The 13,256-nt window shown below is 32.3% G+C and carries 11 protein-coding genes, 1 other RNA gene and 2 pseudogenes; 9 read left to right on the forward strand and 5 right to left on the reverse strand.

Annotation, left to right across the window (positions count from 1 at the left end):
• Positions 1–87: 87 nt before the first annotated feature.
• The gene (locus tag OTK01_RS11140; RefSeq protein WP_029229004.1) at positions 88–1,404 is read right to left on the reverse strand and encodes an ABC transporter substrate-binding protein; all 1,317 of its coding nucleotides are present in this window, start codon (positions 1,402–1,404) and stop codon (positions 88–90) included.
• Positions 1,405–1,598: 194 nt separating this feature from the next.
• Here OTK01_RS11140 and OTK01_RS11145 point away from each other — a divergent pair, with 194 nt between their 5' ends.
• The gene (locus OTK01_RS11145; RefSeq protein WP_029229003.1) at positions 1,599–1,895 is read left to right on the forward strand and encodes a helix-turn-helix domain-containing protein; all 297 of its coding nucleotides are present in this window, start codon (positions 1,599–1,601) and stop codon (positions 1,893–1,895) included.
• A 30-nt stretch (positions 1,896–1,925) separates the two neighbouring features.
• A complete protein-coding gene (locus OTK01_RS11150; protein ID WP_029229002.1) occupies positions 1,926–2,318 on the forward strand; it encodes a helix-turn-helix domain-containing protein in 393 nt (130 codons plus the stop codon).
• 465 nt (positions 2,319–2,783) lie between these two features.
• On the opposite strand, the gene OTK01_RS11155 is transcribed toward OTK01_RS11150, so the two are convergent.
• The 4 genes from OTK01_RS11155 to OTK01_RS11170 all read right to left on the reverse strand — a co-directional run bounded on the left by OTK01_RS11155 (position 2,784) and on the right by OTK01_RS11170 (position 7,343).
• Positions 2,784–4,238, reverse strand: coding sequence for a glycoside hydrolase family 32 protein (locus OTK01_RS11155; protein WP_029229001.1), 1,455 nt, complete (start codon positions 4,236–4,238; stop codon positions 2,784–2,786).
• Between the two features lie 23 nt (positions 4,239–4,261).
• Complete coding sequence (locus OTK01_RS11160; protein ID WP_029229000.1) at positions 4,262–5,086, reverse strand: carbohydrate ABC transporter permease; 825 nt, start codon at positions 5,084–5,086, stop codon at positions 4,262–4,264.
• Positions 5,087–5,962 (reverse strand): carbohydrate ABC transporter permease, encoded by an 876-nt coding sequence (locus OTK01_RS11165; RefSeq protein WP_029228999.1) that lies wholly within the window; start codon positions 5,960–5,962, stop codon positions 5,087–5,089.
• Positions 5,963–6,041: 79 nt separating this feature from the next.
• Complete coding sequence (locus tag OTK01_RS11170; protein ID WP_029228998.1) at positions 6,042–7,343, reverse strand: ABC transporter substrate-binding protein; 1,302 nt, start codon at positions 7,341–7,343, stop codon at positions 6,042–6,044.
• A gap of 237 nt (positions 7,344–7,580) precedes the next feature.
• On the opposite strand from OTK01_RS11170, the gene OTK01_RS11175 reads away from it, so the two are divergent.
• From OTK01_RS11175 to ssrA, 7 genes and pseudogenes are all read left to right on the forward strand, one after another.
• Complete coding sequence (locus tag OTK01_RS11175) at positions 7,581–8,558, forward strand: LacI family DNA-binding transcriptional regulator (RefSeq protein WP_029228997.1); 978 nt, start codon at positions 7,581–7,583, stop codon at positions 8,556–8,558.
• A gap of 17 nt (positions 8,559–8,575) precedes the next feature.
• Positions 8,576–9,328, forward strand: a complete 753-nt coding sequence (gene cas6 / locus OTK01_RS11180; protein ID WP_029228996.1) for a CRISPR-associated endoribonuclease Cas6 — start codon at positions 8,576–8,578, stop codon at positions 9,326–9,328.
• A gap of 21 nt (positions 9,329–9,349) precedes the next feature.
• Positions 9,350–11,101 (forward strand): annotated as a pseudogene (locus OTK01_RS13365) (ABC transporter ATP-binding protein); the annotation flags it as partial.
• Positions 11,102–11,170: 69 nt separating this feature from the next.
• A pseudogene (locus OTK01_RS13370) lies at positions 11,171–11,695 on the forward strand (aldo/keto reductase); the annotation flags it as partial.
• 177 nt (positions 11,696–11,872) lie between these two features.
• Positions 11,873–12,136: a 4Fe-4S dicluster domain-containing protein gene (locus OTK01_RS13375; RefSeq protein WP_416358739.1), complete on the forward strand. Its 264-nt coding sequence runs from the start codon at positions 11,873–11,875 to the stop codon at positions 12,134–12,136.
• Positions 12,137–12,408: 272 nt separating this feature from the next.
• Positions 12,409–12,885: an SsrA-binding protein SmpB gene (gene smpB, locus OTK01_RS11190; protein ID WP_029228994.1), complete on the forward strand. Its 477-nt coding sequence runs from the start codon at positions 12,409–12,411 to the stop codon at positions 12,883–12,885.
• Positions 12,886–13,248, forward strand: a transfer-messenger RNA (tmRNA) gene (ssrA, locus tag OTK01_RS11195).
• Positions 13,249–13,256: the final 8 nt, after the last annotated feature.

Raw genomic sequence — 13,256 nt, forward strand, 5'->3', positions numbered from 1 at the left:
TCAAAATTTACCTCCTTTATGTTCTTAAATTAGGGGGTATCCTCAGAAAGCTGTTTATATAATTTTCTGAAGATACCCCTTTTTTCATTAATATCCTTTAAGATTTTTTTGATACTGCTGTGTTATATATCCTGCAATCTTTTTCATTTGCTGTTCAGGATCAGCCTTTAATACAAAAATCTTTTCAAGCTCTTGCAATGCTGTAGAATTTGCTCCAGCTTCTTGGATGTAAAAGTCTACAGGGAATCCGTTTTCTCTACCTCTCACATAGTATTCTGCATGAGCAGGAACTTTATCTTGCGTAACAAGATAATCAATACCTTTTATTGCAGGAACAGCATTTCCTTGACCTTCAAGTCTGAACTTTTGTCCATCTTGGTTAGTAAATGAAGCAATAAATCTCCAAGCTTGATCTTTATATTTAGAGGTGGAAGACATAGAAATTACTGCTTGAGCTATATATGTTTTTGCATTTTTATTACCGTACTTGGTTGGATAAGGCACTATGTCCCAACTAAATTTTGCTTTCTTGAAATTTGGTACTTGCCAGCGTCCCCACGCACCAAATACTAATCTACCGCTTAGAAACATGCCATCTGAAGTCTGACCTTGCGGCAATGATCCTGCATAAGTAAATGCTTTATCTTTTATTCCTTTCACGAGGAATTTAATAACTTCAATGTATTCTGGCTTATCTAACAACGATTTTTTGTTTTTTAAATCTGTCAACACAGGCTCCCTTCCATCTTTATAGACGCTTGCAAACCAAGGCATAATAGGTCCCCACCAACCACTATCAAGTACATACCCATAATATCCTTTTTCTCTTGCCTTTTTAGCAATTTTATAAAATTCATCCCATGTCCACTTACCAGCATCGTACAATTTTTGAGGTAATTCTAAACCTAATTTAGAAATAATACTCATGTTATAATGGATGACCATGGGGTTACAGTCGACAGGAATACCGTAAATTTTCCCTTTATACTCAGCAATTCTAAAAAGTATGTTGTCAAAATCCTCTTTCTTAAGAATTACTTTTCCCTTCCCAAAATAACTATTTAAGGGTTCTAATTTCCCACTTTGAATAGTTTTTCGAATTGCATTGTCACCAACATAAAACACGTCAGGTGCGCTATTGCCGGCAAGCATTGTAAGAAGCTTGTAATCATAATCTGAGCTTACTGTAATATATTTGATCTGAATATCCGGATTCTTTTTCATGAAATATTCATTGAACTTAATAAATCTTTCTCTTTCGCCTGGGTTTGCCCAGTTCATAAACGTAAGAGTAATTTTTTGTGAAGCAGCCTGTGACTGAAAAATGAAAATGTTTTGAAAGAGTAGTAAATTTAATAAAAACATGGACATTATTATAATTGCAGCAACATTAAATTTTTTCATTTTTTCCTCCTCCATTTTTGATAATATTTAGAAAGTAAATGATTTGGCTCTTTTTACTTCTTTTACATACAGGACCCCCTCCTTTCATTGATATTATAACGCTATAACGATAATTTGTCAACGTTATTGCGATTACTTTATAAACATTTTTTATGCTATCATAGCAATAGCGATTAAACAGGAGTGATGAGAATATGGATGTAGGAAAAAGAATCAGGGAATTGAGAGAAAGATACAAAATTAGTCAATGTGAATTAGCAAGATTAGCAAATATCGGACAATCAACATTATCAGACATCGAAAGGGGAATAAAACAGCCAACAATCACTACAATTGAAAATATTTGTAGAGCTTTTAATATGAGCTTATCAGAATTTTTTTCTGAGGAAAAACCAGAATTTCCTCCTGAAATCCAAGACTTATTGAAACAGACATCAAAACTTACCCCAGAACAAATAAAGAAACTTAGTGATTTTTTAAGCTCGTTATAAAATAGCAAATATATGAGGTGCAGATATTCCATGCTTTCAGAGAAGTTAAGAGAACTAAGAAAAAAGTGCAGACTTACTCAAGCCCAATTAGCTGAAAAGCTAAGTCTCAGTCCTTCTACCATCGGAATGTATGAACAAGGAAGAAGGTTGCCAGATATTGAAACTCTTCAAAAAATAGCTGAATTCTTTGGAGTCTCATTAGAATTTTTCCTTACCAAAGAAGACAATAACAAAAACAATCAAAAATATTTTGAAAAGCAAAAAGATGTTGCAAGAATTATGGAAGACTTACTTGTTGAACTTGAAAATTCTAAAGAAATAATTGTTTTTAATGGCGAAATATTGAATGATCATACAAAGAATTATCTTAAAGAGCTCCTTACAATCGCACTTCAATATGGAAAGATAATTAATGAAAAATAGCAAATTGTGCAGCTAACATTCTTTTGTTATTCATTTCATAAATTTTTTACTATTATTGAAGTAACAATGAAACAGAAGTAATGAGGATATGGATGTAAGAAAAAGAATCAGGGAATTGAGAAAAAGATACAAAATTGGCCAATATAAATTAGCAAGATTAGCAGATATCGGACAATCAAACTTATAGGACATCGAAAGGGGTATAAAAGAACCTGCTATTTTAACAATTGGTATTTGTGTAAAGTTTTTAGTACAAGTTTGTCAGAATTTTTTAAAGAAGACATTGTTGAAATATCTCCAGAAGTCAGAGAACTTTTGAAACATACATCTAAACTTTCACCTGAACAAATTAAAAAGCTTAGTGAATTTTTGAGTTCTCTTTGAAAGAAATAAGAATATTTATGAATGAAAAATAAAAGGAATCCCCCTTGTTATATAAAATTTTTTAAAACAAGGGGGCATAAATCAAATTTTTATTTCATATATTTTTGCGGATATCTTGCTTTGGCCGTATATTTGCACCTTAACAAAATCCATTTTTTCAGCTAGATAAATTCTATAAGTAAAAACTATTTCTCCCTCATTAAGAAAAATCTCAACTGACGAAGTGTCTACTAATAATTTTATCTTCAATAAATCACTTATAACTTTTAAAGGAATATACTCTTGTTGTATTTCCTCACATTCAGCAATTTCTACTTCAAATTTTTTTAATATCGAATTATAGCTCATCATAAAGAAAGGTTTTTTATTATTTGCTTTGTCATAAAATTCTATATCTATGTTCTTCAATTCATTAAAACTCATACTAAAGTCTAATTCAAATGTATCTAAATTAGAACAATCTAATTTTATTTCATCATTATTAATATTCTTTTCCACGGCAATCTTTACCTTTTTGTATCTTTCAATCTCATAAATAGGTTTTGTAATTAATTTATTATTTACATACTCCAATTGTCGAGGTAAAGTCAAAGCCCCAGCCCAGTTATGTCCGTTCTGGGTGGGAATTTTTACATTCCAATTATCCATCCATGCTATCATCAGTCTTCTACCATCAGGTGCAACTGTTGTTTGTGGTGCATAAAAATGCCTGCCATAATCTAATTTACTGTAATAATCAATCTTAAAATTTCCTCTTTCATAATCCATTTTACCAACAAAATATATACTTTCACTTTTAAGAACTTTTTCCCCTTCTTTTTTTTGATACGATAGAATCAAAATATCACGACCACATAGAGAAAATAAATCGGGGCACTCCCAAACATCTCCATCAATTATATTTTCATTTTTCAAAATCGTATTAACATAATTCCATTTTATTAGGTCTTGCGATTTATAAAGTAAAATTTGACCTCTACCTTTTTTATCTTGAGAAGCAATCACCATATAATAATAATCATCCATCTTAAAAACCTTAGGATCTCTAAAATCTTTTTTGTTTGAATCATCTGGTAAATCATTTAAATCAATAATAGGATTATTAGTATATTTCTGGAACGTTATACCATCTTCTGAAAATGCAAGACATTGAGTTTGAATATAATTATTGTGATTCTTATTTATGTGACCAGTATATACTAAATATAGTTTTCCATCCTTTTCAATTGCACTTCCTGAAAAACAACCATCTTTATCATAATCCATATCAGGAGCTAAAGCAATTGGCAAATATTTCCATTTAATCATATCATTGCTTATTGCGTGTCCCCAATAAGTTGAATGCCAAAAAGGTTTAAATGGATTGTACTGAAAAAAGCAGTGATAGACTCCATTATAATAGACAAAACCATTCGGATCATTTATCCATCCGCATTCGCCCATTAAATGAAATTTTAAGCGATATTTTTTATTAACTTTACTCTTATACGTTTGTACATAGTCATTAGCCTTTTTTAGCAGATCTAATTTTTCCATATTTGACACTCCAATTTTGTTATTTATTTTATTGCTCCTTTTAAGATACCGTTTATAATATTTTTCTGTAAAATAAGGTATACAACAATTATAGGTGTTATCGTTAAAATCAATGCTGCCATGGCTAATCCATAATCAGCAGTATAGGTACCATAAAAATAAAATGTTGAAAGCTGTAAAGTTCTTTTTTCAGCTGAAATCAGTATGAGACTCGGTAATAAAAAGTCATTCCATATCCAAAGTCCATCTAATATCACAATTGTAGTAGTCACTGGTTTTAAAAGAGGAAATACTACTTTCCAAAAAGTTTGAAATTCCGTTGCACCTTCAACATAAGCTGCTTCTTCCAATTCATAAGGAATACCTTTTATAAACCCATGATACATAAAAACAGCAAAGGCTGCTCCAAATCCCCAATACATGTAAATTAATGTCCACATATTATTAAGTAAATTGAGAGTTCCATAGATTTTTACCAAGGGAATCATGATAGCTTGAAAAGGTATAATCATAGAAGCTATCATAAGACTAAATACCAATCTATTTAATTTCCATTTCTTTCTTACAAATAAATATGCAGTCATTGCAGAAAACACTACAATACCACCAATACTAAAAAAAGTAATTATTAATGTATTCAAAAATCCTCTTAAATAGGTCATTTTTTCTGCTGCTTTGATATAATTTGATACACTAAACTTTGTCGGTAAACTTAATGGATTTGCCATTATATCATTTGTGGTTTTAAATGAATTAATAATAACAGCAATAAATGGTAATATATATAAAAGAGAAATAAGAAAGACAATAAAAAATTTAATATAATCTTTGTAAACCTTCTTAGACATTTAAGCTTCCACCTCTGCTTTTTTACTAAGGTATACCTGAATCGAAGTTATAATGGCAACTGTAATAAACAATATTATAGCTTTTGCCTGACCAATTCCATAATTTTGGGATAGAAATGCTTCGCTATAAACGTGCATTGATACGAGTTCAGTACTTCTAAACGGACCTCCTTTTGTAAGAGCAAGATTCAAATCATAAACCATGAAACTTCTTTGTAAAGACAAAAATACAGATACTGTAAAAGAAGGTGCTAATAAGGGCAATATTATTCTAGTAATCCTTGTTAATTGACCTGCTCCATCTATAGTTGATGCCTCAATTATGTCTTGAGGTATTCCAACAAGCCCAGCTATATAAATCATCATCATATAACCAGAATATTGCCACACTGTTACAATCACTAACGCCCAAAAAGCCTTCTGAGGACTTGCTAACCATGAATTACTTATCAATCCAAGTCCTATTTTTTGACCAATATAAGGTAAGGTATTATTAAAAATAAATTGCCATATAAACCCTAATACAATACCACCTATTAAATTTGGAGTGAAAAGTGCAATTCTGAAGACATTTTGTCCCTTTATCCCGCTTGTTAATAAATAAGCTAATAAAAAAGCTATAAGATTAATAAACAAAACACTAAAAAAAACATATTTTAGAGTTAATGTGAAGGAATATAAAAAAGTAGAATCATTTAAAATCGAAATATAATTCCTAATACCTATATACTTTTTTGTAGCTTCAATACCATTCCAATCAGTTAAAGTTAAATAAACCCCGTATAAAAAAGGAATAATTACAACTGTTAAAAATACCATAGTCGTTATACCAGCGAAAATTATATAATTAACTACATTTTTTGCCTTACTTTTCATTATCTATCCTCCTCATACCAAAGAAGAATTAAAGAAGGACAGCAGACTTTAATCTACTATCCTTCTTTTTGTTTTTTAATTATTTTACTGTTAACCAATAATTTTTTATTTCTGTATATAATTGTGAGCGCTTAATTATACCTGCTAAATATTTTTGCATAGAAGCACCTACTTTAGGCCAATGATCAGAAGGTAAAATAGGAGTTCTAAAAGTTCTACCTTCTTTTAAGTAACTAATAATTGATTTTGCAAGAGGATCATTTGGAGTTAAATTAATATTTTTAAAAGGTGGAATTATGCTTAAAGTATAAACCCATGCTTTTTGTCCATCAGAATTATACACAAGCCAATTCAAAAATTGCTTTGCGGCTAACTGCTGAGCTTTACTATTATTCTTAGCATCAATACAAAGGATTTTAGATGGACCAGCAACAATTGCTTTGTTATAAAAGTCATTTGGATCATTGCTTATTGGTACTGGTAAAAATCCATATTCACTATTCTGTGGATTTGCATCTTTTATTTGTGGCCATGCCCAGTTACCCATGAACCAAAAAGCAACTTTTCCATTTGCTAATAATTGTGGTCCTTGCTCGTATGTTCCAGCCAAAGGCGAATTCTTTAGATAATTGTACTTTCTAAGCATATCAAATGTATCTAACAAACCGTTAAATACCTTGTTTGTTTGCAAATTTACTTTTCCAGTTTTCAATTTTTTAATAAATTCATAATTCTTTTGCATATCTTTTGACTGAGCACCATAAGCTATGCCAAGATAATGGGCCCCCAAAGACCAATCCAAAGGCGATATTAAAATAGGTGTAACTTTCTTTTGTTGAAGTTTTTTAAATAGGTTCTCTAAATCATTTCTTGTTTTTATTGTTGAAGGATTAAATTTCCCTATTGTTTTTTCAATTACTTGTTTATTGTAAATAAGCCCATAGCCTTCAATAGCAAAAGGAAAACCCATAACTTGCCCATTAAATGTAATATCATCTAAAGTGCCATTTATTGCGTCTTTTACCCATTTTTCTTTTGTAAGATTTAAAAAGTAACTTTTAAATTTTGCTACATCTGAAGAATCAATCATAGAAATAGTTGGTGCATTACCAGATGCATACATTGTCGAGAGTTTTTCAAAAGGTGACTGACCTGCGCCAACAGGAATAATCTCTAAATTTACATTAGGATAAGTTTTGGAAAAACTTTTTGCTACGTCTTCTAACTGAGAATTAATTTCACCCTTTGTACTCATCAAAGTTATTTTTACCTTTTTAGATCCTGCTTTTGAAACAGTAATGTTCAATGAATAAATACCAAAAACTAAAACGAAAACTAACACAACACCTATCATCGTTGATAAAAATTTTTTTAAACTCATCAAAAAACCACCCTCCATTGAAATTAAAATTTAATTTAGTTTAAGTATATATTACTTTTAGTCATATGTCAAGCGGTTGACATATAAAAATTTTAGTGATATTTGCATAAACCAGATTTGGTTAATATTGATGAGGTAATTGCTATGCTAACACCGCTGAGCTAACAAAAATTTGATAATAAATTTAAAATTAATGCGAATTAATGATAAAATAAGATATGGAGGTAGATAATAAAAATGGCAAGTTTAAAGGATGTAGCAAAGAGGGCAGGAGTTACTGTAACAACTGTTTCTCGAGTTCTAAATAACAGAGGATATATCAGTGAAGAGACTCGTAAAAAGGTTTACAAAGCCATGGAAGAGCTTAACTATCAACCAAATGAAATTGCAAGAGCTCTATATAAGAAAAGATCTTATTTTATTGGACTTATTATTCCTGATGTCTCCCACCCTTTTTTTGCTGAAGTTACTAAATATATTGAATATTATGCTTCTTTAAACGGCTACAAAATTCTACTTTGTAATTCATATTTAAATCCAGAAAAAGAGAAAGAATATATAAACATGTTAAAAAGACATCAAGTTGATGGGATAATCATGGGAAGTCACACATTAGATATAGAAGATTATAAAAATCTGAATCTTCCAGTTGTAGCCTTAGATAGATATCTTTCTGATGATATACCTTATATAACTTCAGATAACTTTACAGGAGCAGTTTTAGCAACTAATTTATTAATCCAAAAAGGATGTAAATGCTTAGCACATATTAGTGGCCCATTGGAATTAAATACACCTGCCAATGATAGATATTATGGTTTTTTAAAAGTTGTATCTGAAAATAAAATTGAGCATGTTGTTGTCGAAACCAAATTAAATAAATTTGATATGGAGGAGTATCAAATAATAATCAATGATCTGTTCGAAAATAATCCATTTATCGATGGTATTTTTGCAAGTAGTGATATGATAGCAATTACAGCCATCAAAGTTGCAGAGGCTTTTAAAAAACGCGTCCCTGATGATTTAAAAATAATAGGATTTGACGACATTAACATAGCTTCATGGTATAAACCTTCCATAACAACAATAAGGCAAGATAAAGAGGAAATTGCAAAAAAATCTGTTGAAATTCTGATAAATTTGATAGAAGGTAAAAAAGTAGAAAATAAAAACATTTTGCCTATTTCTCTTATTGAAAGAGAAACAACATAAGAAAGGGGATTGTTACGTTGCGTCTTAAAGTAGAATTTGAATCACAAAAGCCAATAGAACTTCCTATTCATTACAACTACTTTGTCCAGTCAATGATATACAATACTATTGAGGATAAAATCTATGCAACATTTTTACATGACAAGGGATATGAGGTTGATTTGAAAAACTTTAAACTTTTTTCATTTTCACGCTTAGAAGGACCATTTAAAATTGTGGAGGATGGTTCAAATAAAAAAATAGTCTTTGACAAAAAGGTTTCACTTATAATCTCCTCACCTGTTGAGGATTTTATTACAAAGTTTTCAACCGGGCTCTTAAAAAAAGACCAAATCTATCTAAAAGATAATATACTATATGTGACATCTGCAAACATGCTTAGAAAGCCAAAATTTTCAAGTTTCCATAAAATAAAAATGTTATCTCCTATGTGTGCGTATAAAACAATTAGAAATGAAAATTCAGAATACAAGCATTTTTTTACTCCCTTTGAGGATGAGTTTTATAACCTCATTTCTCAAAACCTGATGAAAAAATGCAAGCTTTTAATAAAAGACTTTGACGAAAAAAGTTTCAGATTCGAGCTAAAACCACTAAAGATTGAAGAAAAAATACACTTTAAACCCATGCTTTTCAAAAAGACGCCTATAAAAGGCTGGCTCGGTTTTTATACAATTGAAACTGACCCAAGAATAATGGAAGTTGCATATTATTGCGGTCTTGGCTCCAAAAACTCTCAGGGGTTTGGACTTTTTGAAATCATTGAGTAAAATTTTAAAGGAGATGATTGGATGGGGTATTTGATAAAGCTTGTCAAAATGGCAAGACCGTACTGGAAATATCTTATCATAGCTGCTTTCTCCATGCTTGCAATCACAGCACTAAACCTTCTTGGTCCGTGGCTTGTGAGAGATTTGACAGGAATAATTACATCTATTGGCAAGTACCCAAACGCAAAAAGAATGATAATCAACATCTCTCTTATATTGATTCTATCTTACATTCTAAGGATTGTATTTCAGTTTTTAAATAGCTATCTTTCACACTATGCAGCATGGCACTTAGTAGCAGATGTCAGAACTATGGTATATGACAAACTCCAACAGCTTTCTTTCAAATATTTTGTTGATAAGCAGACAGGTCAGCTTATGTCAAGAATTGTAAACGATACTGCAAACTTCGAAGTTTTGATTGCCCATGCTGTTCCAGACCTATTTACAAATGCTCTCATTATCCTCGGCGTAGCATGTATCCTTTTTATTATAAATCCTGTTCTTGCTGCGCTATCTCTAATTCCTATACCATTTTTGGTCCTAAGCGGCACGGTCTTTGCCAAAAAGATTTTGCCAAATTTCAGAGAAGCTCAAAAAGCTTTAGCAGATTTAAATGCCGACTTGCAAGACAATCTCTCAGGTATCCGTGAAATACAGATTTTTAACAAGCAGGAAAAAGAACTTTTAAAAATAAAAGAAAAAATCTACAGGCACATTCATGCACTTTTGAGCGCACTCAAGCTCTCAGCACTGTTTCATCCAACTGTAAGTTTTTTAAGCTCTGTTGGAACAGTGATAGTAGTTTCTGTTGGCGGACTTATGGCCTTGAAAGGAAAAGTGCCTGTCCAAGATATTGTGGGATTCATTTTGTATCTTAGCATGTTCTATCAACCAGTGACTGCGCTATCACAGGTTATTGAAAATGTTCAGCAGGCTTTAGCAGGTGCTGAAAGAGTTTTTGAAATTCTTCAAACAGAGTCTGAGATAAAAGAAAAAGAAAATGCGATAGAACTTAAAAACGTCCAAGGTAAAATCACATTCGAAAATGTTTCTTTTTCTTACAATCCTGAGGTTCAGGTTTTAAAAAATATATCGTTTGAGATTCAGCCAGGACAAATGGTTGCATTTGTTGGCCCAACAGGTGTTGGAAAGACAACAATTATGTATCTTTTAAATCGCTTTTATGACCCAGACTCGGGTACAATCAAGATTGATGATATTGATATAAGGGATGTTACCTTGAAATCCCTGCACGACAATATCAGTATGGTAATGCAAGATGTTTTTTTGTTCAACGGAACAGTTGCTCAAAATATTGCATATGGAAAAGAAAATGCCACCATGGATGAGATAATACAGGCAGCAAAAATTGCCTGTGCACACGACTTTATTCAAAATCTGCCACAGGGTTACGACACAGTAATCGGTGAAAGAGGTGTAAAGCTTTCTGGAGGGCAGAAGCAGCGCTTGGCAATTGCAAGAGCTGTTTTGAAAAATGCGCCTATTTTGATTTTAGATGAAGCAACATCTTCTGTTGACACAGAGACTGAAAATGAGATTCAAAAAGCAATAAACAACCTGGCTGGTACAAGGACAATTTTAATTATTGCCCACAGGTTATCTACTGTAAAAAAGGCAGACAAGATTATAGTTTTGAAAGATGGTGAAATTGTGGAAGTTGGAACACATGAACAGCTGCTTGCTAGAAAAGGACTTTATTATCATTTGTGTTCTGTGCAGTTAATTGATGAAAACAATAGCTATATAAGGGGGGAATATATTATGAAGTACAGGAGACTTGGAAGAACAAATATAGAAGTATTCCCAATAGCATTTGGGGGAATTCCTATTCAAAGAATTGATGAGGAATCTGCTATAAAGGTAATTCAACGAGCTGTGGAGCTTGGAATTAATTTAATTGATACTGCAAGAGGTTATACTGATAGTGAGATAAAAATTGGTAAAGCATTAAAGGGAATTAATCAAAAAGTATATTTAGCTTCAAAATCTCAAAATAGAACAAAGGACGGTATTCTCAAAGATATCGAAATAAGTTTGAAAAATCTTGGAGTAGAGCAGATTGATATATATCAATTACATGGCGTTAATGATTTGGATACATTTAATAAGGTATTTTCTGAAGATGGCGCATACTGGGGATTAGTTGAGGCAAAAGAAAAAGGACTTATACGCCATATAGCAGTTTCGAGTCATAGCGTTGACATTCTTGAAAAGCTAATAAAAACAGATAAATTTGATGTAATCCAGCTTTGCTATAACATTATTGAGACAGAAGTCGAAGAGAAAATTTTCCCATTAGCATTAGAAAAGGACATTGGAATAATTGCCATGAAACCAATGGGTGGTGGAGTAATACCAAATCCTACCTTGTCATTAAAATATGTTCTTCAAAAAGAATTTGTTGTACCTGACCCTGGTATAGAAACCATTGAAGAATTAGAAGAAAACGTAAAAGTCGCTATGCACATAGAACCTTTAACTGAAAGCGAGATAAGAGAAATAGAAAGAATCAGAAAAGAAATGGGAAAAGAATTTTGTAGAAGATGCAACTATTGTCAACCATGTCCCCAAGAGATACCGATATGGGTTATATTACATGCTGATTCAGCTACAAAACGATTACCTTATCAAACCTTAAAAACAGGATGGTTTTATGAAGCTTATCAAAAAGCCAAAAATTGTATAAAATGTGGAGTATGCATTACAAGGTGTCCATACAATCTTCCTATTCCTGAGCTAATTGAGAAAAATGTTGAGCTTGTGAGACAGGTATTAGGTGAATAAAATGTTCTAAATAAAATAGAAAGCGCCTTCCTGAAAATTATTATAAGATATTTGGAAAAATATTTTTCTTTTTCATTGGGGCAAAGAAGAAGGGAAGGCGCTTTTTTTATTTTTCTGCTCTTTTAGTATTTTCGCACATCTTTTCACTATGGTAAATATCTTTACACCTATTCGAGGGAGGACATAATATACCTCTTGACAAACTCCGCGAAAATTCATATAATAGAATTTTGCAAAATAAATTAAAAGGCAGATTTTAGGAGTTGAAATCTATGCCAGAGGTAAAAAAACAAGACGATATAAAAGTCATAGCAACAAACCGCAAAGCTTATCACGACTATTTTATTGAAGAGACAATCGAAGCAGGAATTGAACTCAAAGGCACTGAAGTAAAGTCTGTGCGACTTGGTCATGTTAACCTGAAAGACAGTTTTGCCAGGGTTGAAAACGGTGAAGTTTTTCTTTACAACATGCATATAAGCCCATATGAAAAAGGCAACATTTTTAACGTTGACCCGATGAGAGATAGGAAACTACTTTTGCACAAACATGAAATCAACAGACTTGCAGGTTATGTTCAGCAAAAAGGTTACACTTTAATCCCATTGAAGATTTACTTGAAAAGAGGTAAAATAAAAGTAGAGCTTGCAGTTGCAAAAGGTAAAAAACTTTACGACAAGCGTGAGGCAATAGCAAAAAGAGATGCTGAGCTTGAGATAAGAAAGAAAATGAAGGAGTATTTAAGATGAGGGGGCGTGTTTTGGAATTCGACGGGGGCAGTCGGATTCCAAATAGCGGGTAGTGGTTTTCTCGGAACCACTATAAAAAACCGAGAAGAAAAATAACTGCAGACAGAACAGAACTCGCTTTAGCTGCCTAAAGCGCAGCTAACGTCCGCCGGGGGTGCCCACAGCCTCCGAGCCGGGCGCCAACCCATGTGGGGCACTGAAGTAAGGTAGCCTGAGCCTTACTTCGGAACAAATCTCAGGCTGGGGAGGAAAAAGCCTGTCAGTGGGCGTTTTCTTCCCGAGAACTTAATACACTGACTGCACCCGGAGAAGTTTGGGGTTCGATGCCTTCGGACGGGGGTTCGACTCCCCCCGCCTCCACCAAAATAAAC

It is taken from the genome of Caldicellulosiruptor acetigenus (assembly GCF_026914305.1).
GTDB lineage: Bacteria > Bacillota > Thermoanaerobacteria > Caldicellulosiruptorales > Caldicellulosiruptoraceae > Caldicellulosiruptor > Caldicellulosiruptor acetigenus.

Coding starts and splice junctions, on each gene's coding strand:
- OTK01_RS11140 (WP_029229004.1), bottom strand. CDS start 1,404: ATGAAAAAATTTAATGTTGCTGCAATTATAATAATGTCCATGTTTTTA.
- OTK01_RS11145 (WP_029229003.1), top strand. CDS start 1,599: ATGGATGTAGGAAAAAGAATCAGGGAATTGAGAGAAAGATACAAAATT.
- OTK01_RS11150 (WP_029229002.1), top strand. CDS start 1,926: ATGCTTTCAGAGAAGTTAAGAGAACTAAGAAAAAAGTGCAGACTTACT.
- OTK01_RS11155 (WP_029229001.1), bottom strand. CDS start 4,238: ATGGAAAAATTAGATCTGCTAAAAAAGGCTAATGACTATGTACAAACG.
- OTK01_RS11160 (WP_029229000.1), bottom strand. CDS start 5,086: ATGTCTAAGAAGGTTTACAAAGATTATATTAAATTTTTTATTGTCTTT.
- OTK01_RS11165 (WP_029228999.1), bottom strand. CDS start 5,962: ATGAAAAGTAAGGCAAAAAATGTAGTTAATTATATAATTTTCGCTGGT.
- OTK01_RS11170 (WP_029228998.1), bottom strand. CDS start 7,343: ATGAGTTTAAAAAAATTTTTATCAACGATGATAGGTGTTGTGTTAGTT.
- OTK01_RS11175 (WP_029228997.1), top strand. CDS start 7,581: ATGGCAAGTTTAAAGGATGTAGCAAAGAGGGCAGGAGTTACTGTAACA.
- OTK01_RS13375 (WP_416358739.1), top strand. CDS start 11,873: ATGGGAAAAGAATTTTGTAGAAGATGCAACTATTGTCAACCATGTCCC.
- smpB (WP_029228994.1), top strand. CDS start 12,409: ATGCCAGAGGTAAAAAAACAAGACGATATAAAAGTCATAGCAACAAAC.